Source organism: Palleronia abyssalis (assembly GCF_900302445.1).
GTDB classification, from domain to species: domain Bacteria; phylum Pseudomonadota; class Alphaproteobacteria; order Rhodobacterales; family Rhodobacteraceae; genus Palleronia; species Palleronia abyssalis.
In genome coordinates, this window is record NZ_ONZF01000003.1 from 426415 (window position 1) to 449749 (window position 23335).

Genomic DNA, 23335 nt, shown 5'->3' on the forward strand with positions numbered 1-23335 from the left:
CACGGCCCCGCGCCCGGCTCAGATCGGCTATCGAGTATCGAGTATCGACCGGCGCAATCCGGACGCGGCCTTCAGCGCCATACCCCGCGACTTTGAAGTGTCGCGGGCGGTCGGTTTTCTAAGGCTTACTATGCGGGCGGACATCGCACGCAATTCCCCGGAAGGAACAGCGGCCTTTTCGGGGGTTTCAAGCGGTTTAGGGGCGATACGGCCCTACCCGGTATCCCAAGCGCGTAGACCAAGAGCCTTCATACCCGTCAACGCGAACACGGCGGATCCCGGGCGAAGGCGCAGGGACGGGGCAGTTCATGTCCGTGCCCGACCGCGCGACCCGCCGCCTGCACTTCGGCATCCGGCGCAGTCCGTTGCGATCACACCCCGGCGCTTCTGGAAGAGTTCGCCTAGGCGTCGAGCGGGGCGCGACATCCCTGCCGGCCCCGGTCGATCGTCAAAGTCAGCCGTCGACCCGGATACGCGCATTCTTCGGGTCGTAGGGCGAATCCTCGACCACCTCGGCATCGAACAGGTCGCGGAACATGCGGACCTTCAGCTTGGTGCCGACCTCGGCCATGTCGGGCCGCACGTAGCCCATGCCGATGGACTTGCCGAAGGCCACCGAATAGCCGCCCGAGGTCATGCGTCCGACCTTCTCGTCGCCGGAATACAGCGCCTCGCGCCCCCAGGGATCGCCGTCCGGGGGGCCATCGACCAGAAACGTCACGCATTTCGAGCGGATGCCCAAAGCCTCCATTCGGTCCTTGCCGCGGAAGTCCTTGCTGGTGTCGACGAACCGGTCCAGCCCGGCTTCCAGCGGCGAGGCATCGCGACCAAGCTCGTTTCCGAAGGCGCGATAGGATTTCTCCTGCCGCAGCCAGTTCTGCGCGCGCATGCCCACCAGCTTCATGCCATGGGGCTCGCCCGCCTCCATCAGCTTGTCGAACAGGTGATTCTGCATTTCCACGGGGTGGTGCAGCTCCCAGCCCAACTCCCCGGTATAGGCGACGCGGATGGCGGTCAGGGGGACCATGCCCAGCTCGATCTCGCGGGCGCTCAGCCACGGGAAGCGCTTGTTGCCCAGCGCGTCCTCGGGGCTGGCGTCGCGGATCAGCGTGGCGAGGATGTCGCGCGATTTTGGGCCCGCGAGCGCGAAAGCGCCGTATTGCGTGGTGACGTCCTGCAGGACCATGGGCCCGAACTCGGCTGCCTTGTCCTCCATCGCCTTCGCCAGATAGTCGCGGTCGTAATCGGCCGACCCACCGGCCGAGACGAGGTAGAACTGATCCTCGGCCTGCCGGACGATGGTGTATTCGGTGCGTACCGTCCCTGCGTCGGTCAGGGCGTAGGTCAGGCTGATCCGCCCCACCTTGGGCAGGCGGTTCGTGGTGAACCAGTCCAGGAACGCCGCCGCGCCCGGCCCCTTGATGACGTGCTTGGCGAAGGCCGAGACGTCGATCAGGCCCGCGTCGTTGCGGATCGCCTCGGCCTCGGTCTTGGCGTATTGCCACCAGCCGCCGCGACGGAAGCTGCGCGAGCCCTCGTCGAAGTGATCGTCGGCATCGAGGGGGCCGAAATAGTTGGGCCGTTCGAACCCGTTGACCACACCGAACTGTGCGCCTCGCGCCTTCAGGCGGTCATAGCAGGGCGCGGTGCGCAGCGGACGGGCCGCCGGGCGTTCCTCGTCGGGGTGGTGCAGGATGTAGACGTGTTCGTAAGCTTCCTCGTTCTTGGCAACACCCCAGTCGGTGGTGATCCACGATCCGAACCGCTTGGGATCCAGGGACGCCATGTCGATCTCGGCCTCGCCTTCGACCATCATCTGCGCAAGGTAATTACCGGCGCCCCCCGCGGCGGTGATCCCGAAGCTGAAGCCCTCGGCCAGCCACATGTTCCGCAGGCCCGGCGCGGGACCGATCAGCGGATTGCCGTCGGGGGTGTAACAGATCGGGCCGTTGAAGTCGTCCTTCAGGCCGCAATCCTCGGAGGTGGGGATGCGGTGGATCATCGACATGTATTCCGCCTCGATCCGGTCCAGATCCAGCGGGAACAGGTCGGCACGGAAGCTTTCGGGCACACCGTACAGGAACCGCGCGGGGGCGTTACGCTCGTAGGGGCCAAGCAGCCAGCCGCCGCGTTCCTCGCGGACGTACCACTTGGCGTCGGCATCGCGCAGGACGGGGTGTTCGCCGTTCCCCTCCGCACGCCATTTCTGCAGCGCGGGGTCGGGCTCGGTCACGACGAACTGGTGTTCGACCGGAATGGCGGGGATCTTGATGCCCAGCATCCGGGCGGTGCGCTGTGCATGGTTGCCCGTGGCCGTCACGACATGCTCGGCCTCGATCACCTGCCGCTCTTCGGTGGGGACGAGGTTGCCGCCCTTTTCCGCCATCTTGGTCAGGGTGACCTTCCAGGCATTGCCGGTCCACTCATAGCCGTCGACCTGCCACTTGCGCTCGATCGTCACGCCGCGCTGGCGCGCGCCCTTGGCCATGGCCATCGTCACGTCGGCGGGATTGATGTAGCCATCCGTGGGGTGGAAGATCGCCCCGTGCAGGTCGTCCGTGTGCACCAGCGGATAGCGGTCCTTGACCTGCGACGGCGTCAGCCACTCGAAGGGCACGCCCACCGTCTCGGCCGTGGCGGCATAGAGCATGTATTCGTCCATACGCTCTTTCGAGCCGGCCATGCGCAAGTTGCCCACAACCGAGAATCCGGCGTTCAGGCCGGTTTCGTCTTCCAGTGTCTTGTAGAACTTGATCGAGTAGTCGTGGATCCACGTGGTCGCGTAGCTCATGTTGAAATACGGCAGCAGGCCCGCGGCATGCCAGGTCGAGCCCGATGTCAGCTCGTCGCGTTCCAGCAGCAGGACATCCTGCCACCCGGCCTTCGCCAGATGGTATGCGACCGACGCCCCGACCGCACCGCCGCCCACGACCAACGCCTTAACATGGCTCTTCATGGCACTCTCCTTCGTCCCTCGGGGCCCGTTTACCGCATGGCCCCCGGCCCTTCGCCCTACGCCCGACAATCGCGGGCGAAAAAGCGACATGCCCACCCGGCACCGGACGCGACGTCAGGCGACACCGCATGGAAATCGCCCCCCGGGGGCCTGCGTTGGGCCACCAAATACCCAAGACTTGAGGTTTTCATGACCGATCCCATCACCACCGTGAACCCGACCGACAACACGCCGATCGAGACCTACGAGCGCATGAGCGATGCCGAGGTCAAATCTGCGATTCAGGCGTGTCACGACGCCTTCCTCGACTGGAAGGCCCGCCCGTTGAAGGACCGTGCCGAAGTCATCAAGACCATCGGCCAGGAACTTCAGAACAGCCAGGAAGAGTTCGCCCAGCTCATGACGCGCGAAGTCGGCAAGCTGATTGGCGACAGCCGCGACGAGATCGCGCTTTGCGCCCAGATCAGCCAATTCACCGCCGAAACCGGCCCCGCCGAACTGGCCGACGAGGAACGCGACATCCCCGGCGGCACGGGCGTCGTGCACTATTCGCCTCTTGGCGTTATCTACGGCATCCAGCCCTGGAACTTCCCCGCCTATCAGGTGATCCGCTACACGATCGCCAACCTGATGGCCGGCAACGGCGTCCTTCTCAAGCACGCCGAGAATTGCACCGGATCGGGCCTGTTCCTTCAGGACGTGCTGGAACGCGCCGGCTTGCCGAAGCACCTGTTCACCGTGCTGCGGATCGACCACGACCAGTCCGACCGCGTGATCGAGAACGACCTGGTGCGCGGCGTGACCCTGACGGGAAGCGACGGCGCGGGGCGGATCGTCGCACAGAAGGCTGCCGAGCAGCTTAAGAAATCCGTGCTCGAACTGGGGTCGAACGACGCGTATGTCGTGCTGGACGATGCCGACCTGGACACCGCCGTCGAGGCCTGTGTGACCGCGCGCCTGTATAACAACGGCGAGACCTGCGTGAACGGTAAGCGCTTCATCGTCACGGCAAAGAACTACGACGCCTTTGTCGAGCGCTACGCCCAGAGGTTCGAGGCCCTGCAGATGGGTGACCCCACGGATGAGAACACGGCGCTGGGCCCGATGGCGCGAACCGACCTGCGTGACGACCTGCACCAGCAGGTCGAGGAAAGCGTGAAGAACGGGGCGCGTGTTCTGACCGGGGGCGAAGTGCCTGACCGCGACGGCGCCTGGTATCCCGCGACCGTGCTGGTCGATGTGAAGCCCGGACAGCCGGCCTATGATGACGAGCTCTTCGGTCCCGTCGCCTCGATCATCAAGGCCGAAGACGATCAGGACGCGATGCGCATCGCCAATGACAGCCGCTATGGCCTGGGCGGGGGCATCTTTTCGAAGGACGAGGCGAAGGCGCGCAAGCTGGCGTCCGAGCAGTTCGACACCGGCATGGTCTCGATCAACGGGTTCAACATCGCCATCCCGAACATGCCATTCGGCGGCGTGAAGAACTCGGGCTACGGGCGAGAGCATGGCGGCTTCGGAATGAAGGAATTCGTAAACGCCAAGTCCGTCTACATGGGCTGACATCATACGGACCGCGTTCGAAATCCGGGGGCGGCACGGTTATGTGCCGCCCTCTTTCATGTTGCCCTGGTCGTCCGCGTTCGGCGACTGCGCCAGGCAAAGGTTCCGATATGGCATCATGGGAAAACCCCGGACCCCGAAGGACGGCGGTTCCCGGGAATTCAAGTCGACAAAATATTAACAAATAAAAATAGTCGGGATTGAGTCATCAAGCCGCTGCCGTTACGAGATCGTTCGTACCGGACAGGAGCTGCGGCGATGAACCAGATGATTTCCGACGCCACGCGCCTTGTATGCACGGATACCGGCCGGATCGGGATCGAAGACCCGGTCGCCTTTCTGTCCCGTGTCGCGGCGTATTGCGAAACCTACGACCTCCCCTTCGAAGGCACCCGAAGCGAACGCCTGACCATCACCACCGAAATCGGCGCGATCGACATGCGCGCGTCCCGTGATGGCCTGTCCGTTGACCTCGCCGCCCCGAACGACGGCGCGCTTCATATGCTGCGCGAGACGGTCGCGACGCAGCTCGACCTGCTCGATCCGGCTCGTGTTTCCATGCTCGGGTGGCACGGTGACATCGCACATGGGCGTTTTCCCCCGAATTTCAGGCTTGCCACGGTCTTATCGGTGACCGCGCTTGGCCGGTCTTTCTGGCGACTGGAGGTCGACGGGGACGACCTGACACCCTTCGCACATGGCGGCCTGCACCTGCGCCTTGCCCTGCCGACACGCGGGGCGTCGGCGGCGTGGCCGATCCTGAACCAGCGGGGGCGTACGGAATGGCCTTCGCCCGACGACCTGCACGTTGCGGTCTACACAGTGCGCAGCATCGACCCCGTGACCAGCCGAACTGTGATCGACATCTTTCGCCATGCGGGCGGACGGACCTGCGATTGGATCTCGGCCGCGCGCTCGGGAGAGGAGATCGGCATGATCGGCCCCGGTGGCGGCTGGTACCCAGACGCCGATCACCTTGTCATCGCGGGGGACGAGACCGCCCTGCCCGCCATCGCGCGCATTCTCGACCACGCGGCCCCGGATACGACCGGGACTGCCATTGTCGAGGTCAATGGCGCCTTCGATTATCCGCCGCTGACCGTCCCGCCCGGCATGACCTTGCGGATCCTCGACAGGAGCCAGGGCAGCGATCTGGAAACAGCGCTCGCCGAGGCCGATCTCGGCGCGGACGGCGCGCGGCACGTCTGGTTTGCCGCGGAAAAGAGCCGGGCCGCCGCCGTCCGCCATGACCTGCGCGCGCGCCGCGGGGTGGCCCGCAGCGAAAGCTACGTCACCGGCTACTGGCAAAAGGGGTGACGCCCCTTGCCCGATCCGCAAGGCGTGTCTACACCGAACGCGATAGATGACAAAAAGAATCGGATAATCGCCATGTCCCGCCTTCTGGCTCTCACCGTGCTTCTGGCCTCGACAGTCGGCGCCCTTGCGCAGGACTTCCCCGTCACCGTCGAACATGCCTTCGGGTCGACGACGTTGGAGACGCGCCCCGAACGCATCGCCACTGTCGGCTGGGCCAATCACGAAGTGCCGTTGGCCCTGGGCATCGTTCCTGTGGGCTTTGCCCGGGCAAACTGGGGTGACGACGATGGCGACGGCGTGCTGCCTTGGGTGACCGCGCGCCTTGATGAGCTGGGCGCCGAAACGCCCGCGCTGTTCGACGAAGGCGACGGGGTGGACTTCGAGGCGGTCGCAGCCACCGATCCTGACGTGATCCTGGCGGCTTACTCGGGCATATCCCGCTCTGAGTACGAGACCTTGAGCCTTATCGCCCCCGTCATCGCCTACCCCGAGGCTGCCTGGACAACGACATGGCGCGAGATGATCCGCCAGAACGCGGCCGGCATTGGCATGGCGACCGAGGGCGACCAGCTGATCGAGACGCTGGAAACACGCATCGAAGAGGCCGTTTCGAACCACCCCGAGCTTGAGGGTAAGACCGGCATGTTCGTCACCCATCTGGATCCGCGCGACCTGAGCACGATCGGCTTCTACGCCGCGGCCGACCAGCGGGTGCAGTTCCTGCAGGACCTGGGCATGGAGATGCCCGATGCGGTGCGCGAAGCCAGCGAGGACGGACAGTATTCCGGTCGCATCAGTGCCGAGCGTGTGGACCTTTTCGACGATGTGGATGTCGTCGTCACCTACGGGGATCGCGCGCGCCTCGACGAGATGAAGCAGAATCCCCTGATCGCCCAATTCCCGGCCGTCGCGCGCGATGCCGTCGTTTTGCTGGGCAACGATGCGATCGGAACCGCCGCGAACCCGACGCCGCTGTCGATGGATCTGGTCCTCGATGATTACCTGCAAATGCTGTCCCGCGCAGCGTCGCAGTAACCCATGCAGGCAGAGTTGATCCGGCCATCGATCGGGACCGTCGCGGCGCTGCTGCTGCTGTTGGCCGCGGTGGTCCTGTCGGTGACGATCGGCACGCGGTCGGTGGGGTGGTCCGAGATTCGTGCCGCCCTTGGGGGGCAGGCCGACACGATCGGAACGGCCGCCGTCGCCGTTCGCCTTCCAAGGACCGCCCTCGCGCTTCTGGCAGGCGGGGCGCTGGGTCTGGCGGGCGCGATCATGCAAGGGATCACGCGCAATCCGTTGGCCGACCCTGGTATCCTGGGCGTCAATGCCGGGGCGGCCCTGTTCGTGGTCGTCGGTATCGCGTGGTTCGGCATTTCCGGCGCCGTGACCTACCTATGGCTCGGCGTTGCGGGCGCGGGATGCGCCGCGGTCTTCGTCTACGTCATCGGATCACTCGGGCGGGACGGCGCGACGCCGCTCAAGCTGACGCTAGCGGGAACGGCCACGTCCATCGCGGCCTCGGCCTTCATCGTCGCGGTCGTCCTGCCGCGCAACGACATCGCCGGCAATGTCCAAGCCTGGTCCGTCGGCGGGGTCGGCGGGGCGCGCTTCGACACGCTGGTGCCCGCCCTGCCCTTCTTCGCGGTCGGTCTTGTCCTAAGCGCCTTGTCGGCGCGGGTACTGAACGCGCTCGCCCTTGGTGAAGAGATGGCCGTGGGGCTGGGCCAGAACGTCGCCCTTGGCCGCGCGATGGCCGCCGCCGGGGCGATTTTGCTGTGCGGAACGGCGACCGCGCTGTGCGGCCCCATCGGCTTCGTGGGGCTGATCGTGCCTCACCTGTGCCGGATGCTGGGCGGTATCGACCACCGCGTCCTGATCCCTGCGTCAGCCGTCGGCGGCGCAATCCTTCTGACCCTTTCGGATGTCCTTGGCCGCATCGTCGCGCGCCCGAACGAACTGGATGTCGGCGTGGTCACCGCCTTCGTAGGCGCGCCGTTCTTCATCTGGACCGTCCGGCGGCAAAGGATCCGTGGGCTGTGACGGATGTTGTACGAGCCATGCCGGAACGCCGGGCCCATGCAACGCTTGCGCTGGTATCTCTGGTCGCTTGCACCCTGGGTCTGTTCCTGCTGACGCTGGTCTGCGGCCAGAGCTGTGCGCCGATCCCCGAGGTGTTGCAGGTGCTTTCAGGCCGCGACGTGCCGGGGACATCCTTTCTTGTGCAGGATCTCAGGCTTCCGCGGGCCCTTCTGTCGCTTGTCACGGGGTGCTGCTTCGGGCTTGGCGGCGTGTCCTTTCAGATCATGCTGCGCAACCCGCTGGCCAGCCCTGATATCATCGGGATCAGCGGGGGGGCCGGCGCGGCTGCCGTCTTTGCCATCGTGGTCCTCGGGCTGGACGGAGCGGCCGTGTCGCTGGTGGCCGTTTTATCAGGACTGGGTGTCGCGGCGCTGATCTGGGGGCTGTCGTCGGGACGAAGCGCGGCGGGGGCACGGCTGATCCTGGTCGGGATCGGAATATCGGCAATGTTGGGCAGCGCAACGTCCTACATGATGCTCGATGCGCAGGCCTGGGACCGGGCCGAGGCGATGCGCTGGCTGACGGGCAGCGTGAACGGCGCGCGCCTGGCGCAGGTCTGGCCCGTGGCAGTTGCGCTTGCCGTGTTCGGCGGCCTTCTGGCCAGCACCGCCCGCGACCTGGAAATCCTGCGACTGGGAGACGACACCGCGCGAGGGCTTGGCGTGCATCCCGATTTCACACGTCTGCGGGTGACGCTTGCCGCAGTCGGGCTGGTCGCCTTTGCGACGGGTGCGGCGGGTCCGATAAGTTTTGTCGCGTTTCTTGCCGGACCGATTGCCGCGCGCCTGACCGGCGGGCGGGCCAAGCTTCCGGCTGCGGCGGCGATGGGCGCGATCCTCGTCCTGGGCGGCGATTACGCAGGACAGGTCCTTCTTCCCGCACGGCTGCCCGTCGGCGTCGTTACCGGCGCGCTTGGCGCGCCTTTCCTGCTTTACCTGATCGTCCGCGCAAACCGCGCAGGGGGGACACTATGACCGAAGCGCTTCGCCTCGAGGCCGTCGACCTTTCCGCGGGATACGACCAGCGACAAATTCTTTCGGGCGTCTCGCTTTCGTTGATGCCGGGGCGGATCACCTCGATCGTGGGGGGCAACGCGTCGGGCAAATCGACCCTGCTGCGAACCCTTGCGCGGGTCTTGTCGCCGAAAGGTGGCCGCGTCCTTCTGGACGGGAAGTCGATCCACGCGAGGCGCTCGCGCGAGGTGGCGAAATCCGTTGGTCTCCTGCCGCAATCCCCCATCGCCCCCGAGGGGATCACGGTGCGGGATCTGGTGGCCCGGGGCCGGCACCCGCACCAGGGGATGTTCGCCACCCGAAACGCAAAAGATGCGCAGGCTGTCTGTGAAGCGTTGCGCCTGACCGGCACGGCCAATCTTGCCGAGCGTGAGGTCGACACCCTGTCGGGCGGGCAACGCCAGCGGGCCTGGATCGCCATGGCGCTGGCCCAAGAGACTGGCCTGCTTCTTCTGGACGAGCCGACGACCTTTCTGGACGTCGCCCACCAGATCGATGTCCTCGATCTTCTGGTCGATCTGAACCGGACGCGCGGGACCACCATCGTCATGGTGCTGCATGATCTGAACCTCGCTGCGCGCTATTCCGACCGGCTTGTCGCCATTGCCGCCGGAGGGATCCAGTCCGAAGGGGACCCGCGGGATGTTCTGACCGAAGCCAATGTCCGCACCGTCTTCGGCTTGGAAAGCCGCATCGTGACCGATCCCGTATCCGGCGCCCCGTCGATGGTCCCGATCGGGCGCCACCGGTGCGAAAACCTCGGAAAACAAAACGGTCATATTTCCGATAAAATCAATCAACTATGACTCGCCCTCCAGGGAAATGATCTGTAGAGCTAATCCTGATAATTAAAGTCAGGAAAGAGGCTGCCATGAGATCGGAACCTTTCACCCATAGCCCGGCGCTTGTCGCGCTTTTGTGCTGTACGGCCCTCGTCCCGGGGCAGGTCGCCGCGCAGGAGGCGGTTCAGCTTCCCGATATTGTGCTGGACGTGTCGACGGGCGCAGATGACCAGACCATCGTCGCCCGGGAAATCAGCGCCGGAGGAAAGATCACCGGTGACATCCTGGACATCCCCGCGACGGTTTCGGTCGTCACCAGCGCCGAGATCGAGCAACGCAACGCGGAGTCCATCGAAGAGGTTCTGAGCTACACCGCGGGCGTCGTGACCGACAGCTACGGCGCCGACGACCGGTTCGACTATTTCTCGATCCGCGGCTTCAACGCCTACACGTATCGGGACGGTCTGACCCTGGGCGCGAATTTCGGTGGCATCCGCGAAGAACCCTTCGCCTTCGAACGGGTCGAGGTCTTCAAGGGCGCCAATTCGACCCTGTTCGGCGTGTCCGATCCTGGCGGATCGGTGAACTATGTCACGAAGACCCCGCGGGGCGAGCGGTTCGGATCGGCCTACGGGTCCATCGGCTCGTTCGACACCAGGGAGGTGGGGCTGGATTTCGGCGACACCCTGACGAAGGACGGCAGCCTGTCCTACCGCGTCACCGGCCTGGTCCGCGACGGCGAGCGCGAGTATCCTTTCTCGCGAAATGACGAGGTCTTCGTCATGGGCGGCTTGTCATGGCAGCCGACCGCTCAAAGCGAATTGACCTTCGTTCTGGATCATCTGGATCGTGACGACGTGCCCGGCAGCGGCGGCTTCCCGATCGGCTATGATTTCGACCGCACCGACACGTTCTTCGGCGAACCCGACTACAACTATCGCGGCACCGAACGCACAACGGCCACGCTGATCGGGCGTCACGAGTTCGGCAACGGTCTGAGCCTGGGCGGCACTGCGCGGTTCAGCGACGGTGCCGACGATTTCGGCTATGCCTATGTTTCCGGGCAGACGGACACCGAAGCCAACAGAAGCTTTTTCGTCAGTGACAGCGAAGAAGAGGTCGCGATCGCCGATATCCATCTTGGATACGACGCTCAGATCGGGGGCATCGACAGCAGCACTCTGGTCGGCTTCGAAGCGTCACGATCCGAGTCGGCGAACAAACGGTATTTCGGGGCCGCCCCGTCCATATCGATCGGCAACCCGGTCTATACCGGCGCCCCGGACAGTGTGCCGCTTTTCGCGGATGGCGAGACCGAGCGGAGCGGCCAGGCGCTGTACCTGCAGCAGGAACTGGACTGGAGCGACCGCGTCATCGCCTCTTTCGGGCTGCGCCACGACTGGATCGACATCACCGACACGAACATGCTTTCCGGGACGACCGCGACGAACGATATCAGCGCGACCACGGGTCGTTTCGGCCTGACCTACAAGCCGACCCCCGATCTGTCGCTTTTCGCTAGCTACGCGGAATCCGTCATCCCCGCCGGGACCGGGGTCGAACCCGAAGAAGGCGAGCAGATCGAACTCGGGGCGAAATGGCGGCCGATGGGCGGGGGGACCCTGTTGTCGGCAGCGGTGTACGACCTGTCGAAGACCAACATCACGCGGACGAACCCCGTGACCAACCTGCCCGAACCGATTGGCGAGATCCGCGTCCGCGGCGTCGATCTGGAGGCGAAGGCCGAGCTCGGCGCGTTCGATCTTACGGCGGCCTACAGCTACCTCGACCCTGAGATCACCGAGAACGGGACGGCCGGCAACGAAGGCAACCAGCCAGCGCGCGTGCCGAACCATCTGGGCTCGATCTGGGCGAATTACACGCTGGCCGGAAGCGGTGGGCGTGGAGACATGACCTTCGGTCTGGGCGCACGCTATAGCGGCAGCTATTTCTACGACGACGCGAATATCGCGGGGGAATCCGACAGCTTCGTGGCCGTCGATGCCGCCTACTCCTATGCCCTCTCGGAAAGCACCGAACTGGCGATCAACGCCAAGAACCTGCTGGATGAGAAGCACGTGGCCTATGGTGGCTTCTACGCGGACTTCTACAGCCCCGGACGCGAGTTGGAGGCCACCATTCGTCATAGCTGGTAACCGGGACGGCGACGGCACTCGGCCGTCGCCACCCAAAATCCGGAAGGGCACCGGCTCTTCCAGACAGCGCCCGACCGGGCCGAGGCCGCATCAGACCTTCAGGCTGAATGCCCCTCGGCCCGCCTTTTTTGCCAAGCGAAGACACCACCTGCCAGCAGGATCACCGCGCAGGCGATCAGCACGGGCCACCCCCCTTCGGCATGCACGTGGCCGGTCGACGCGGGATGGGCAAATGCGGGGCCTGCGCAAAGAACTGCCAGTGTGGACCAAGTCATACGGATCACGTTTCGATTTCCTTTTTGCGGGCGGTCAGGAAGTCCCGGAGGTCGAGGGTCGATTTCTCGTCCATCGAGACATAGATCAGCGACATGTTCGTGCGTTCGCGCACCATTTCGCCGGGAAACGGCAGATAGGACAATTCGCGCGACCCGAAGCTGGGCGACGCCGTGCCCACCTGCCAATCCGTGGTCAGTTCCACATCCACAAGTTTCAGGGCCGTCGCCCCGGCGATGCCAGGACGCTCGAACGGGACGCCGGCAAGCCTGAGATAGCTGGTCTTGTCCTTGGCCTGCACGAAGCCGTCGATGAACTGCGCGGCAAGAACCTGCAGGTCGGCCGCCGTATCCTGTGGGTGCATGTGGCTGTGCAGGTGATCCGCGTCGTGGGGATGGTTGTGGTCATGCGGGTGGTGATGGTGATGATCGTGCGGGGCGTGGTCATGGGGCATGGCGTCACCCGATCCGGTGCGGTTCGGGGTTCGACCAGCGCTTGCCGTCGAACTCCCCATGCGGAATGGCGACGGGCTTGTCGATATGGCGCTTGTGCGCCCCCAGCTTGCCATGCGCGACAAGCGAGCCGAGCACATCCACGATCACCCGGGTTCCCATCAGGGCGGTGATCTCGGACTGGTCGTAGGGCGGGCTGACCTCGACCAGCTCCATCCCGCAGATGCCTTCCGCCGCGACCTTGGAAGCCAGCGCCAGCGCCTCGCGCGGCAGGAAGCCGCCCGGTTCGGGCCAGCCGGTGCCGGGGACGAAGCCGCAATCGATGCTGTCGATGTCGAAGGACATATACACCATGTCCACCCCGTCCCACGCCATCTCCAGCGCCATCTCGGCGGTCTTGTCGACGCCCATCGCCTCCATGTCGGCCATGGTGATGATGTTGGTCTCGCGCTCGCGGGCGACCTTCACCGCCTCGCGCGGGACCTGCCAGCCGCCGATGCCGACCTGCACCAGGTTCTTGGGCGAGACGTTGGGCATGTTGGTAGCGTGGAACCACGGGGTCGTGTGCATCCGCTCGTCCAGGTCCTTTTCCTGGATATCGGCGTGGCGGTCGAAATGGACGATCCCGATCTTCTTCGAGGTGCATTCGGCGATGCCGCGCAGGCAGGGAAAGCCGATGGAATGGTCGCCGCCGATCATGATGGGCAGCGAGCCGGACGAGAAGACGTGGCTGACCGCGCGGCTGATCTGGTCGAAGCTCTTCTCGATATTGGCGGGGATGGTGAAGACGTCGCCCGCGTCGCACAGGGTCATCTGCTCGCGCAGGTCCACCCCGATCTCGTAGTTGTAGGGGGTGTAGAGCGCGCTGATCTTGCGCACGCCCTGCGGCCCGAAGCGCGTGCCCGCGCGATAGGTCGTGCCGCCGTCGAACGGGATGCCCAACACGGTCGCGTCGTAGTGGGCGACCTCCTGCACATCCTCGGCATAGGGGGCCTTCAGGAAGGTATTGATGCCGGCATAATGGGGCAGCTCGCCCCGCGCGAAGGTTGGGATAGACTTGTCGTCGATGCTGTCGGCCCCCGTCAGGCCCATGCGCAACGCCCATCGCCGCTCCTCGTCCCAGCGGCCTTCGGGCAGTTCGCCCTCCTTCTGCATGGCTTTCCATCCGCCTAACTTGGTAAGGTCCGGATGGTGCTGGCGCCGGTCGCGGGCGGTCAGTTGTGCCGCCACGTCCAGCGGGTGGTGCGACCGTGTCCTGGCGCGGTGAAGATCAGAGAACATCGCTGTCTCCCTTATATGCCCCGTCCTGCGGGGGCGGTCTGTACGGGCCTTGGCAAACCTGTCTGCGCGGGGCCCGGCGGCGCGCAGAAGGTGTTCTATTGCGCGGCGAGCGTGGGATACCGGTCCAGTATGTGCTGGTACGGCACACCGTCGTCGCGGGCGTCGAAATCGTAGGTCACCGTCGCCCCGAAAGCCTCGGGCGCGTGGGGGTCCCAGCGCGGCTTGTCGAAGACCAGCACACGGTCGCCCAGCTTGAACCCCTCGGACAGATCGTGGGTGACCATGAACACCGTCATCGCCGTCTGGGACCTCAGTTCGGTCAGGAAGTCGTGCATCGCCAGCCGCGTGCCCGGGTCCAGCGCGCCGAAGGGCTCGTCCAGCAGCAGGATGCGCGGCCGGGCGGTCAGGGCCTGCGCGATGGCCAGCCGCTGCTGCATGCCGCCCGAAAGCGTCGCGGGATAGTTCCCGGCGACATGGGCCAGGCCGATCCGTTCGAGCGTTTCGTCAGCGCGCGCCCGCGCCGCCCGGCGTTTTACCCCGAAAAACCGGCCAAGCCCGGTCGGGAAGCATTCGGCGGCGACGATGTTGTCGCGCACGGTCATATGCGGAAAGACAGAGTATTTCTGGAAGACCACGCCCCGCTCGCGCCCCGGCTCGCGCGCGGGCTTGCCCCCGTCAATGCGGATTTCGCCGCGTGTCGGCGTCTCGTCGGCCAGAAGCAGGCGCAGGAAGGTGGACTTACCGCAGCCCGACGCCCCCACGATCGAGACGAACTCCCCCTCGGCGACCTCGAGATTGACCCTCTCTATGATCGAACGCGTGCCATAGCGCTGCCAGACATCGGTGACGGTGACGAAGCTCACAATCCGGCCTCCAGCCAGGGGAAGGCGCGGCGCGACAGGGTTTTCAGCGCCCAGTCGATCAGGAAGGCAAGAAGCGTGATCCAGATGACGTAGGTCAGGATGATGTCCATTGCGAGGTAGCGGCGGACCAGGAAGATACGGTAGCCCAACCCGGATTCGGCCGCCACCGCCTCGGCCGCGATCAGGAACAGCCAGGCCGCCCCCAGCGACAAGCGCACGGACGCGATGAGGCGCGGCAGGATCTTGGGCAGCACCACGCGCAGGGCGATCACCGCGGTCGAGGCCCCCAGCGTCTGCGCCTTCACGATTTCCTCATGCGGGATGTCGAGCACGCGCTGGCTGAGATCGCGGATGATGAAGGGCGTGATCCCCACGACGATGAGCACGACCTTGGAGGCCTCGCCCAGGCCGAACACGATGAACAGGATCGGAAGCAGCGCCAGCGGGGGCACCATGGACAGAACCGCGACGAAATCCGACAGGGTCCGCCGCGCATAGGGCAGCATCCCGATCGCCACCCCTATGATGGTGGACAGGGCCGCCGCGATACCTACCCCGATCCCGAGACGGCGCAAGCTGGCCCATGTGTCCGACCACAAGAGGATCTCGCCCGAGCGTCGGTCGCCTTCGGTGAACAAGCGCCGCGCCGTGGTGGCGACTGTCTCCGGCGCGGGCAGCAGCTTGTCGGCGGGGTTGGCCGCGAGACGGATTTCCGACCCGACCCAATAGGCCACCATCACCGCCACGAAAGGCAGCGCAGCCAGCAGCACGGCGGTGGGCCGGGCGGGGCGTCGGTTGATCAAGCGCATGGCAGGCTCCGTCCGCGGCGAAAGTAGCCGACCCCTCGGAAGGGGCCGGAGACCGGCATCACAGCGCGCCGTCGGCGGCCATCTTCATGAAGCTGGGGTCGAAACGGAACTGCACGTTGCCCTCGTCGCCCGTGATCGTTCCGTCGGGATAGGCGATCCCGATGAAGTCGGCCGAGGGGGCGTTCACCCCCAGGATCCCCTTGTCGAACAGGAACTCGGCCACGTTGACCATCGTGTCCGGCAGATCGGGACTTTCGGCCTGGGCCACGCCATCGGCGGGGTCGAAGAACATCTCGGTCGCGTCAAGCTGCGCCTTGTACCCCTCCAGGTCGGTGCCGGACGCCTCTGCCATGGCGGTCAGGGCGTCCTCGTCCCCCTCGGCCATGAGACCCATCACCTCGTACCAGGCCCCGACCAGGGCGCGCCCGAAATCGGGGTTCGCCTCGAGCACCTCGGTATTGACCACCATGAGATCGAGGATTTCGCCGGGGATCGCCGAACTGTCGAACAGGTTCGTCGCATCCGGGTTGGACGACAGAATTTCCGAGACAAGCGGGTTCCAGGTGACGACCGTACTGACATCATTGCTCGAAAATGCGGCGATCATGTCCGCGTCCGAGGTATTGACCACCCCGTCCAGGTCACGCTCCTCCAGCCCGACGCTGTCAAGCGCACGCGCCAGCAGGTAATGCGAGACCGACAGTTCCACCAGATTGACGGACGTGCCTGCCAGGTCTTCCAGCGTCGTGTCGCCCTTGGCGATCACCGCGTCGTTGCCGTCGGAATAATCCCCGATGATCAGCGCGGTGGTGTCCACGCCGCCGCCCGCCGGAATCGACAACGTGTCCATGTTGGTGGCCGAGACTCCGTCGAATGCGCCGGCCGTATACTGGTTGATGGATTCGACGTAGTCGTTGATCTGAACGATATCGACGGAGATGCCGTATTTCTCGGCCCATTTGTCCATGATGCCGGACTCGTCGAGATACCCCCAGGGCATCCAGCCGACATAGATCGACCAGGCGACGGAGAAATCCGTCTTTTCCTGTGCGAATGCCGGGGACAAGGTTGCGGCGGCCAGGCCGAATGCAGCAGCCGTCGTAGCGAGATACGTTGTCTTGATCATGGGTCACCCCGTTGGTCAGCGTCCCGCCGGTCGTCTGTTGGTCAAGGTCGGATCCGCTGGCGGAACAGGAGTCGTGGCGCGGGTCGAACCTGCGCAGTGATCCTCCCGGGATTTTGGCCCGCCGTGTGCCCGACCGGATTTTGCCGATCGGGTGGCGTTTCTCGGACCTGACCCGCGATGCGGCGGAACCCTAAACACCCTGCGCCGCGATGGTGACATCACCCGCCCTTCCACCGCCAAGCGCGCCCGACTTGTGCGACGCGCATTCCTCGCGATGCCGTCAGAATACGCGCTGGCGGCGTCATGTGCTGAAGACGGGTGCGCAAAAAGGATGCGTCACACCCCCGGGCAGACCCAAAGCCCTGCGCCACCGCGGCGGGGTCGACGTCCCGGACTGTAACATTGCAGGCGCGCAGGCGGCGTGCATGACGGCAATGCGGTCCTCCGGCGCCGGGCGGTCGGCATTCGAATGACCCGGTCAATCAGTTGTAAGACCCCGGTCCATCGCGTGCCAGTTATGGTATTGGCATGTTGTAGACGAGGTTAACTTTGTTTAATCTTGGAAGATGACATCGCATCTCCCCCTCGTCGTGGGTATCGGCGCCTCGGCTGGGGGTATTCCGGCGCTGGAAGGCTTCTTTCAGCAACTGCCACGAGATACCGGAATGGCGTTCGTGATCGTCACTCATTTGAGTCCCAACCGCCATAGCCTGCTGGACGAGGTGATCGCCAGATACACCGCGTCCCCCGTAAAGATTGCAGAGGACGGGGCCGAGGTTCGCGCCGATACCGTCTATATCATGCCTGAGGGCAAAATACTGACCATCGCGGACGGCAAACTGCGTCTGCGCGATGACGACCCCATCCAGCGAGAGCGCAAGCCGATCGACGTTTTCTTCGCGTCGCTGGCCGAGGATCAGGGTGAGAACGCCGTCGGCATCGTGCTGTCGGGCGGCGGTGGCGACGGAACGCTTGGCGTCAAGGCCATCAAGGAGCGGGGCGGCATCACGTTGGCGCAGGCGGGCAACGGCACCGGTCCGCGCAACCCCGAGATGCCCCACAGTGCCGTGGCAAGCGGCCTGATCGATTTCGCCGAGCCGGTGCAAAGCATGCCCGAACGGCTGCTCAAACTTCGCGACGGACGCGGGGCCCTCGGGGCACTGGTCGTTGACGAACAGGATCTGCACCACGCGCATGAGGCGCGGCAGGCCCAGGAAAAGATCGCGCGGCTTTTGCTCAACCGCACGGGCCACGACTTCGCGGGATACAAGAGCAAGACTTTCCTGCGCCGCGTTGCCCGGCGAATGAAGGTCGTGCAGTTGTTCACGTTCGACGCCTATATCCAGCACCTGAAGGATGACCCGTCCGAAATCGTTTCCCTGTTCCGCGATCTTCTGATCAACGTGACGAACTTCTTTCGCGACAGCGCCGCCTTTGCCGCGCTGGAAACCCAGGTGATCCCGCGGCTTTTCGCCGGCCGCGGCGCGGACGACACAATCAGGCTTTGGGTGCCGGGCTGCGCAACGGGCGAAGAGGTTTTCTCGCTGGGCATCCTGATGCGAGAGCACATGGATGGGCTTGAGGTCGTGCCGAAGGTCCAGATCTTTGCCACCGACATCGACGACGAGGCCCTGTCGACCGCGCGTGCCGGCCGGTACCCCGACGCACTTCTGTCCGGTCTGGGGTCCGAAAGGCTCAAGCGCTTCTTCCGCCGGGACGGTGGCAGCCTGGTGATCAGCAAGGAAGTGCGCGAAATGTGCATTTTCTCGCCGCACAGCGTCATCGCGGATCCGCCATTTTCGCGGATGGACCTCGTTTCGTGCCGGAACCTGCTGATCTATCTGGGCGGCGATTTGCAGGATCGCGTGATCCCGACGTTCCATTATGCGCTGAAACCGGGGGGATACCTGTTCCTTGGCACGTCGGAAGGCGTCAGTCGGCACAGCGATCTCTTCGCGCCCGTCGACAAGCAGAATCGGCTTTTCCAAAGTCGCGACCACGGGGGACCGCGCCGCCTTCCGATGGCCTATGAACCCGCCAGTTCCAGAACCCGGCAGGATCACGCGGAAAAGGGTCGCGAGGCCTATGGCGTACATCTTCGCCAACGGATCGAGCTTCAGGTGTTGGAACGTCACACGCCGGGGCACGTGGTCGTCACGCATGATGGCGAAACGCTGTATTTCTCGTCGAACACCGAACGCTATCTGCAGATTCCCCAAGGCGCACCGAACCGCAACATCTTCGACCTCGCACGGCGCGAGTTCAGGGCAGACTTGCGGGCCATGCTGCGCCAGACGACGGAATCCCGAGAGCCCGCCATACGACAGGTTCTGATGGTGGACCGGGGTGGCGAAGATAGTGTCATGGTCGAGCTGTCGACCGAACTGCTCGAGGATGCGGGAACTCAGGAAGACCTGTTCCTGGTGCTCTTCAAGCCGCTGGGTCAATGGCGCCCGAAGGCGGCGACCGGCACCGCCGAGGCCATCGCGCACGAGGCCGAGGCGTCGCTGGAGCGCGAGCTGCGCGATATGCGCGAACGGCTGCAATCCACCGTCGAGGAATACGAAACCGCGCTCGAGGAACTCAAATCCTCGAACGAGGAGCTCGTCTCGGTCAACGAGGAGGCCCAGTCCACGAACGAGGAGCTGGAAGCCTCGCGAGAGGAGATGCAGTCCCTCAACGAAGAGCTTTCGACCATCAACAACGAGCTTGCGACAAGCGTCGAACAGCTCGACCGCGCGAACACGGATCTCAAGAACCTTTATGCGGCGACGCAGATTGCCACCGTGTTCCTGGATCGCAACCTCGTCATCCGCAATTTCACGCCCGTCGCCGGGGCGTTCTTCAACATTCGCGAAAGCGACATCGGTCGCCCGATGACCGACCTTGCCGGGGCGCTGCAATACCCCGAACTCGAGGACGAGGTTCGCGCCGTCCTCCGATCGGGCGACGCGATCGAGCGGCGGCTGCCGCCGGACAGGACAAAGAGGCATTTCCTGGTCCGGCTCGTGCCCTACCGGAACCAGGACGAGCATGTCGGCGGAATCGTCGTCACCGTCGTCGACATCTCTTCGCTTGCCGAGGCGGAGCAGCAGCAGAAGGTTCTGATCTCGGAGTTGAATCACCGGGTCAAGAACATGCTCGCCGTGGTCGTCAGCATCGCGAATTTCACCAAGAAGACGTCGTCCAACATGGACGAATTCGTCGACCGCCTGATTGGCCGGTTGAACGGGATGGCCCGGGCGTATTCGCTGCTGTCAGGTTCGGAATGGAGCGGCGTCGAGCTGCGCGACCTCTTGCATGCCGAGGTCGAGGTCTTCGGGGCCGACCGTGTCACCGCGGAAGGACCGGCGTTGCACCTGACGCCCGAGCATGCGCTTTCGCTGGGTATGATCGTTCACGAGATGGCAACCAACGCGGCGAAATACGGGGCCCTTTCCGAAATCGCCGGTCGCGTCAACGTCGCCTGGGAGGTCAAGGATGGACAGGCCCACCTTACCTGGGTCGAACAGGGCGGCCCCTTGGTGAATGCCCCGGCCGAAAAGGGGTTCGGCCTTGTCCTGATCGAGGGGCAGGTGCGATCGCAGATGGAGGGGGAGATCGAAACGGATTTCCGACCCGATGGCCTTGTCCTGAAGCTTAGTTTTCCCCTGAAGGATTGAAGGGGCGGCCGGTTGTGGCGGCCCCTCAGGATCGACGTCCATCGCCCGGTCCGCCCCCTGGTCATTCACCGTTCCCGCGGCGGACAAGCTTGCGAATCCTGGCGCCGGCCCCCTTGCTAGGCCCGGGGCGCGCCGGACCGACGCGTGATGATCCGTTCCAGCAATTCGGTATCCTCCCGGATCCGTTCGGCCCGGGCCTCAAGCGTTTTCCGCGACGTCTTGTTGCGCGTAGAGCGTGCGATCTTGCGGACCAGTTCGGCGCGCCCCCTGTGCGCCCGCAGCGCATTGAACAGGCCCGCGTCCAGCGCTTCTTCCTGGGCGTCATTGAGGGCCTGGATAGAATAGGCATGACCGGTGTGGCACCTGAAGCGGGTCAATGGGCCATCCTCGATCTCCCACAGGACCCCGTTGCAATGGGGGCAGTTGAAAGGCGAGAGGGTCCCGAGCTTGCGTTCGCTTTCCATGTCCGACCCCTCCAGCGACGTGATCTTCAGTTCCATGCCGATGTCCCAGGGAACCTTGCCCTGATCGGCGCATGATGCGCCGACAAGATCGACCAGCGTTGCAGCAAGATCGCCCAGAGCCACGTCCCGCGCAGACGGCACCGCATCCAGCGTCGCCTGGGGCATGTCCGGGAATTCGGTCGTCTCCGGCGACTGCACCACGATCTGTCCGCCGGTGCGCGAGAGGGCACGGGCCCCGGCCGCACCGTCATCCATCAGACCGGACAGGATCACGCCGACGGCCCGGGGCCCGCGGTAGACCGCGGCCGAGCGGAACAACGGATCGATCGCGGGGCGGAAGTTGTTCTCGTGCGCACCGCGGCGCAGATGAAGGTGGTCCGCCCCGATCATCAGATGCCGGTCGGGCCCCGCGATATACACCTTGCCGGGATCGATGGCGCGGCCGTCCTCGGCCGTTTCGATCGGCATCCGGCTGTGGGATGCCAAACTTTCGGCGAAGCGCAGATGCGCTTGGACCGGCTGATGCAGGCAAACCACCATAGCTGCCGGAAAATCCGCAGGCAGTTCCGAAAGAAGGGCGCGCAAGGCATTGAAACCGCCCGCCGATCCGCCAACAACGACGGTATCGACCACATTTGCGTCGGGGCCCGTACTGCATACAGTTGTCATACGATACGACGTAACATCATGATCCGGGTTTTCCACCCGAGAGCCTATGTTCGATAGCACGACAGGACACGTCCCCGGCAGGCGGCACAGGCGCTTTGGCCGCCGGGCTGGAAGCTTTGCGCGAGGTCGCGCGAAGAACACGCTGGCGACGATCCAACAGATTTCCAAGCTGTTGTTGCCCGCGTAGGAAAGGCCTGCGCGTCGCCTGAAACTGCATGGCATTCCGACAGCCTTCCTGACCGGGTACACCGCCACGACGGTGGCGATCCCCGACAACCTTGTGCCGGTGACACGCCTGACGAAATCCGTCCGCGACGGTGAACTGCTGGATAGGGTGGCCGAATCTTCGTCCGACTTGGCAAATCGCCGCCAACTGCGCGGCGATTGGGCTGGGGTCTGCCTTTAAGGAAGGCCGCGCTCATGCGGAAGGTCCAGTCTGATCGACCCTTGCCGCATCCGTATCACGCGCGCCTGAGTTCCGCATGGGGTGCATCGACACTGATGGTCCGGTCATACCCAGTCCTGACGAAGATCACGGCGCAACCGGTGATCCCCGCCGCCTGAATGTCCCCGGCCATGCCGTCCAGTTGGGTGCAAAGGCGCTTTTCCCCATGCCTTGAGGCGTCCGCGACCACTTCGACCTTTGTTCCCGGCAAGATGCCCTTGGCCAGCAAGCGTTCGGACAGGTACGCCGCGGCAGAGACGCCCATGTATATGGCAAGGGTCGTTCCAGGCTGAACCCGGCATTCGATGTCCGCGATGGCACCGTCGTCGCGATGGCGGGCTGTTGCCAGCACGAGCGTGTCGGTCTCTCCCCGGCAGGTAAGGGATTGGCCCAGCGACGCCGCAGCGGCACAGGCAGCGGTGACGCCGGGGACGATCTCGAACGCGATACCGGCCTTTCGGGCGGCGCGCAGCTCTTCTTCGAGCCGCCCGAAGATCCCCGGATCTCCGGATTTCAGCCGCACCACGCGGCGACCCTTGCGCGCCTCGGCGACCACGGCGGCGTTGATCCGGTCCTGCGGCCAAGCGTGAGCCCCGACGACCTTCCCGACGAAGACCCGTTCGGCGTCGCGGCGCGCAAGTTCCAGGACATCTTCCCCGACCAGCCGGTCGAAGAATATGACGTCCGCCTCTTGCAGGCGTTGCACGGCGCGCATGGTCAAAAGATCGCGCGCGCCCGGTCCGGCCCCCACGTAAGCGATACACCCCGCCGTCCCGATGTCCGGCGCCCCGCCCGCGGCCACAGCCTTCTTGATCGTTCGCGCCGCCTCCCGCTCGGCCCCGCGTGTCCATGCGGCGCGGGGTTCTTCGGCAAAGACCCAGCGCCAGAACGCCCTGCGGCCTTCCTTTGGCACCCGACCTGCGACGGCGTCCCGCATCCGGCCCGCGAAGGCCGCAAGCCCACCCAGGGTCGGCGGGAGCATCTGTTCGACCTGCGTCTTGATCTGCCGGGCCAGGACAGGCGCGGTCCCGTCTGTTCCGATGGCCACCACAACCGGATCGCGATCCACGATTGAAGGCGTCGTCAGGTCGCAAAGCGCCGGCTGATCCACCACATTCACCGGGCAGCGCACGGCCTGTGCCAACGCGTGCAGGCATGCGTCGATGCCGGGGCAGCCCGCCGCGACGAAAGCCATGGCGGCCCCCTCGAACACCCGGGCTGTTATCGGTTGGGCATGATGAACGGCCCGTCCGGCAGCGACCAGCGCAGCAAGCTCGGGGTCCAGTTCGGGGGCGGCAAAGACCAGCGTCGCATCGGTCTTGGTCACCAACCGCGCCTTCTGCGCCGCCTGCTCGCCACCGCCCGCGATGATGACGCGGCGCCCGGTGGTGCGGATGAACATGGGAAAACTGTGCATCGGTAGCC

The 23335-nt window shown here is 65.0% G+C and carries 17 protein-coding genes and 1 riboswitch; of the genes, 8 read left to right on the plus strand and 9 right to left on the minus strand.

The genetic code is table 11. From position 1 onward, the window contains the following. Positions 1 to 454 precede the first annotated feature (454 nt). On the minus strand, positions 455 to 2956 hold the full coding sequence (locus tag PAA8504_RS09405; RefSeq protein ID WP_108893915.1) for a GcvT family protein: 2502 nt from the start codon (positions 2954 to 2956) through the stop codon (positions 455 to 457). Positions 2957 to 3145: 189 nt separating this feature from the next. Here PAA8504_RS09405 and PAA8504_RS09410 point away from each other — a divergent pair, with 189 nt between their 5' ends. From PAA8504_RS09410 to PAA8504_RS09440, 7 genes are all read left to right on the plus strand, one after another. Then, on the plus strand, positions 3146 to 4519 hold the full coding sequence (locus PAA8504_RS09410; RefSeq protein ID WP_108893916.1) for an NAD-dependent succinate-semialdehyde dehydrogenase: 1374 nt from the start codon (positions 3146 to 3148) through the stop codon (positions 4517 to 4519). 258 nt (positions 4520 to 4777) lie between these two features. Next, a complete protein-coding gene (locus PAA8504_RS09415) occupies positions 4778 to 5836 on the plus strand; it encodes a siderophore-interacting protein (RefSeq protein ID WP_108893917.1) in 1059 nt (352 codons plus the stop codon). 72 nt (positions 5837 to 5908) lie between these two features. Continuing rightward, positions 5909 to 6871, plus strand: a complete 963-nt coding sequence (locus tag PAA8504_RS09420) for an ABC transporter substrate-binding protein (RefSeq protein WP_108893918.1) — start codon at positions 5909 to 5911, stop codon at positions 6869 to 6871. Positions 6872 to 6874: 3 nt separating this feature from the next. After that, positions 6875 to 7876: a FecCD family ABC transporter permease gene (locus PAA8504_RS09425; protein WP_108893919.1), complete on the plus strand. Its 1002-nt coding sequence runs from the start codon at positions 6875 to 6877 to the stop codon at positions 7874 to 7876. 17 nt (positions 7877 to 7893) lie between these two features. Next, positions 7894 to 8889 carry a FecCD family ABC transporter permease gene (locus tag PAA8504_RS09430; protein ID WP_108893920.1) on the plus strand — a complete coding sequence of 332 codons (996 nt, stop codon included), beginning with the start codon at positions 7894 to 7896 and terminating at the stop codon, positions 8887 to 8889. Continuing rightward, on the plus strand, positions 8886 to 9734 hold the full coding sequence (locus PAA8504_RS09435; RefSeq protein WP_108893921.1) for an ABC transporter ATP-binding protein: 849 nt from the start codon (positions 8886 to 8888) through the stop codon (positions 9732 to 9734). The genes PAA8504_RS09430 and PAA8504_RS09435 overlap by 4 nt, the downstream gene beginning before the upstream one ends. Before the next feature lie 65 nt (positions 9735 to 9799). After that, positions 9800 to 11866 carry a TonB-dependent siderophore receptor gene (locus PAA8504_RS09440; RefSeq protein WP_108893922.1) on the plus strand — a complete coding sequence of 689 codons (2067 nt, stop codon included), beginning with the start codon at positions 9800 to 9802 and terminating at the stop codon, positions 11864 to 11866. A gap of 98 nt (positions 11867 to 11964) precedes the next feature. Here PAA8504_RS09440 and PAA8504_RS09445 read toward each other — a convergent pair whose 3' ends face one another. The 6 genes from PAA8504_RS09445 to PAA8504_RS09470 all read right to left on the minus strand — a co-directional run bounded on the left by PAA8504_RS09445 (position 11965) and on the right by PAA8504_RS09470 (position 16670). Beyond that, complete coding sequence (locus PAA8504_RS09445) at positions 11965 to 12150, minus strand: hypothetical protein (RefSeq protein WP_108893923.1); 186 nt, start codon at positions 12148 to 12150, stop codon at positions 11965 to 11967. Next, positions 12147 to 12593: a hypothetical protein gene (locus tag PAA8504_RS09450; RefSeq protein WP_108893924.1), complete on the minus strand. Its 447-nt coding sequence runs from the start codon at positions 12591 to 12593 to the stop codon at positions 12147 to 12149. The genes PAA8504_RS09445 and PAA8504_RS09450 overlap by 4 nt, the downstream gene beginning before the upstream one ends. A 4-nt stretch (positions 12594 to 12597) precedes the next feature. Further along, positions 12598 to 13872: an agmatinase family protein gene (locus tag PAA8504_RS09455; protein WP_219928907.1), complete on the minus strand. Its 1275-nt coding sequence runs from the start codon at positions 13870 to 13872 to the stop codon at positions 12598 to 12600. A 95-nt stretch (positions 13873 to 13967) separates the two neighbouring features. Beyond that, complete coding sequence (locus PAA8504_RS09460; RefSeq protein WP_108893925.1) at positions 13968 to 14735, minus strand: ATP-binding cassette domain-containing protein; 768 nt, start codon at positions 14733 to 14735, stop codon at positions 13968 to 13970. Further along, a complete protein-coding gene (locus tag PAA8504_RS09465; RefSeq protein ID WP_108893926.1) occupies positions 14732 to 15544 on the minus strand; it encodes an ABC transporter permease in 813 nt (270 codons plus the stop codon). The genes PAA8504_RS09460 and PAA8504_RS09465 overlap by 4 nt, the downstream gene beginning before the upstream one ends. Before the next feature lie 58 nt (positions 15545 to 15602). Beyond that, positions 15603 to 16670: a putative urea ABC transporter substrate-binding protein gene (locus tag PAA8504_RS09470; protein WP_108893927.1), complete on the minus strand. Its 1068-nt coding sequence runs from the start codon at positions 16668 to 16670 to the stop codon at positions 15603 to 15605. Between the two features lie 100 nt (positions 16671 to 16770). Further along, a riboswitch (guanidine-I (ykkC/yxkD leader) is annotated at positions 16771 to 16875 on the minus strand. A gap of 361 nt (positions 16876 to 17236) precedes the next feature. Between PAA8504_RS09470 and PAA8504_RS09475 the strand changes: the two genes are divergently transcribed. Then, positions 17237 to 20332, plus strand: coding sequence for a chemotaxis protein CheB (locus tag PAA8504_RS09475; RefSeq protein ID WP_108893928.1), 3096 nt, complete (start codon positions 17237 to 17239; stop codon positions 20330 to 20332). Positions 20333 to 20448: 116 nt separating this feature from the next. Here PAA8504_RS09475 and PAA8504_RS09480 read toward each other — a convergent pair whose 3' ends face one another. Next, positions 20449 to 21429: a chemotaxis protein CheB gene (locus PAA8504_RS09480; RefSeq protein WP_181375747.1), complete on the minus strand. Its 981-nt coding sequence runs from the start codon at positions 21427 to 21429 to the stop codon at positions 20449 to 20451. 497 nt (positions 21430 to 21926) lie between these two features. After that, positions 21927 to 23327 (minus strand): siroheme synthase CysG, encoded by a 1401-nt coding sequence (gene cysG, locus PAA8504_RS09485; protein ID WP_108893930.1) that lies wholly within the window; start codon positions 23325 to 23327, stop codon positions 21927 to 21929. Between the last annotated feature and the right edge of the window lie 8 nt (positions 23328 to 23335).

Bases quoted from the DNA above. Each gene is read 5' to 3' on its own strand.
- PAA8504_RS09405 (WP_108893915.1), bottom strand. From the start codon at position 2,956: ATGAAGAGCCATGTTAAGGCGTTGGTCGTGGGCGGCGGTGCGGTCGGG.
- PAA8504_RS09410 (WP_108893916.1), top strand. From the start codon at position 3,146: ATGACCGATCCCATCACCACCGTGAACCCGACCGACAACACGCCGATC.
- PAA8504_RS09415 (WP_108893917.1), top strand. From the start codon at position 4,778: ATGAACCAGATGATTTCCGACGCCACGCGCCTTGTATGCACGGATACC.
- PAA8504_RS09420 (WP_108893918.1), top strand. From the start codon at position 5,909: ATGTCCCGCCTTCTGGCTCTCACCGTGCTTCTGGCCTCGACAGTCGGC.
- PAA8504_RS09425 (WP_108893919.1), top strand. From the start codon at position 6,875: ATGCAGGCAGAGTTGATCCGGCCATCGATCGGGACCGTCGCGGCGCTG.
- PAA8504_RS09430 (WP_108893920.1), top strand. From the start codon at position 7,894: ATGCCGGAACGCCGGGCCCATGCAACGCTTGCGCTGGTATCTCTGGTC.
- PAA8504_RS09435 (WP_108893921.1), top strand. From the start codon at position 8,886: ATGACCGAAGCGCTTCGCCTCGAGGCCGTCGACCTTTCCGCGGGATAC.
- PAA8504_RS09440 (WP_108893922.1), top strand. From the start codon at position 9,800: ATGAGATCGGAACCTTTCACCCATAGCCCGGCGCTTGTCGCGCTTTTG.
- PAA8504_RS09450 (WP_108893924.1), bottom strand. From the start codon at position 12,593: ATGCCCCATGACCACGCCCCGCACGATCATCACCATCACCACCCGCAT.
- PAA8504_RS09455 (WP_219928907.1), bottom strand. From the start codon at position 13,872: ATGTTCTCTGATCTTCACCGCGCCAGGACACGGTCGCACCACCCGCTG.
- PAA8504_RS09465 (WP_108893926.1), bottom strand. From the start codon at position 15,544: ATGCGCTTGATCAACCGACGCCCCGCCCGGCCCACCGCCGTGCTGCTG.
- PAA8504_RS09470 (WP_108893927.1), bottom strand. From the start codon at position 16,670: ATGATCAAGACAACGTATCTCGCTACGACGGCTGCTGCATTCGGCCTG.
- PAA8504_RS09475 (WP_108893928.1), top strand. From the start codon at position 17,237: ATGACATCGCATCTCCCCCTCGTCGTGGGTATCGGCGCCTCGGCTGGG.
- cysG (WP_108893930.1), bottom strand. From the start codon at position 23,327: ATGCACAGTTTTCCCATGTTCATCCGCACCACCGGGCGCCGCGTCATC.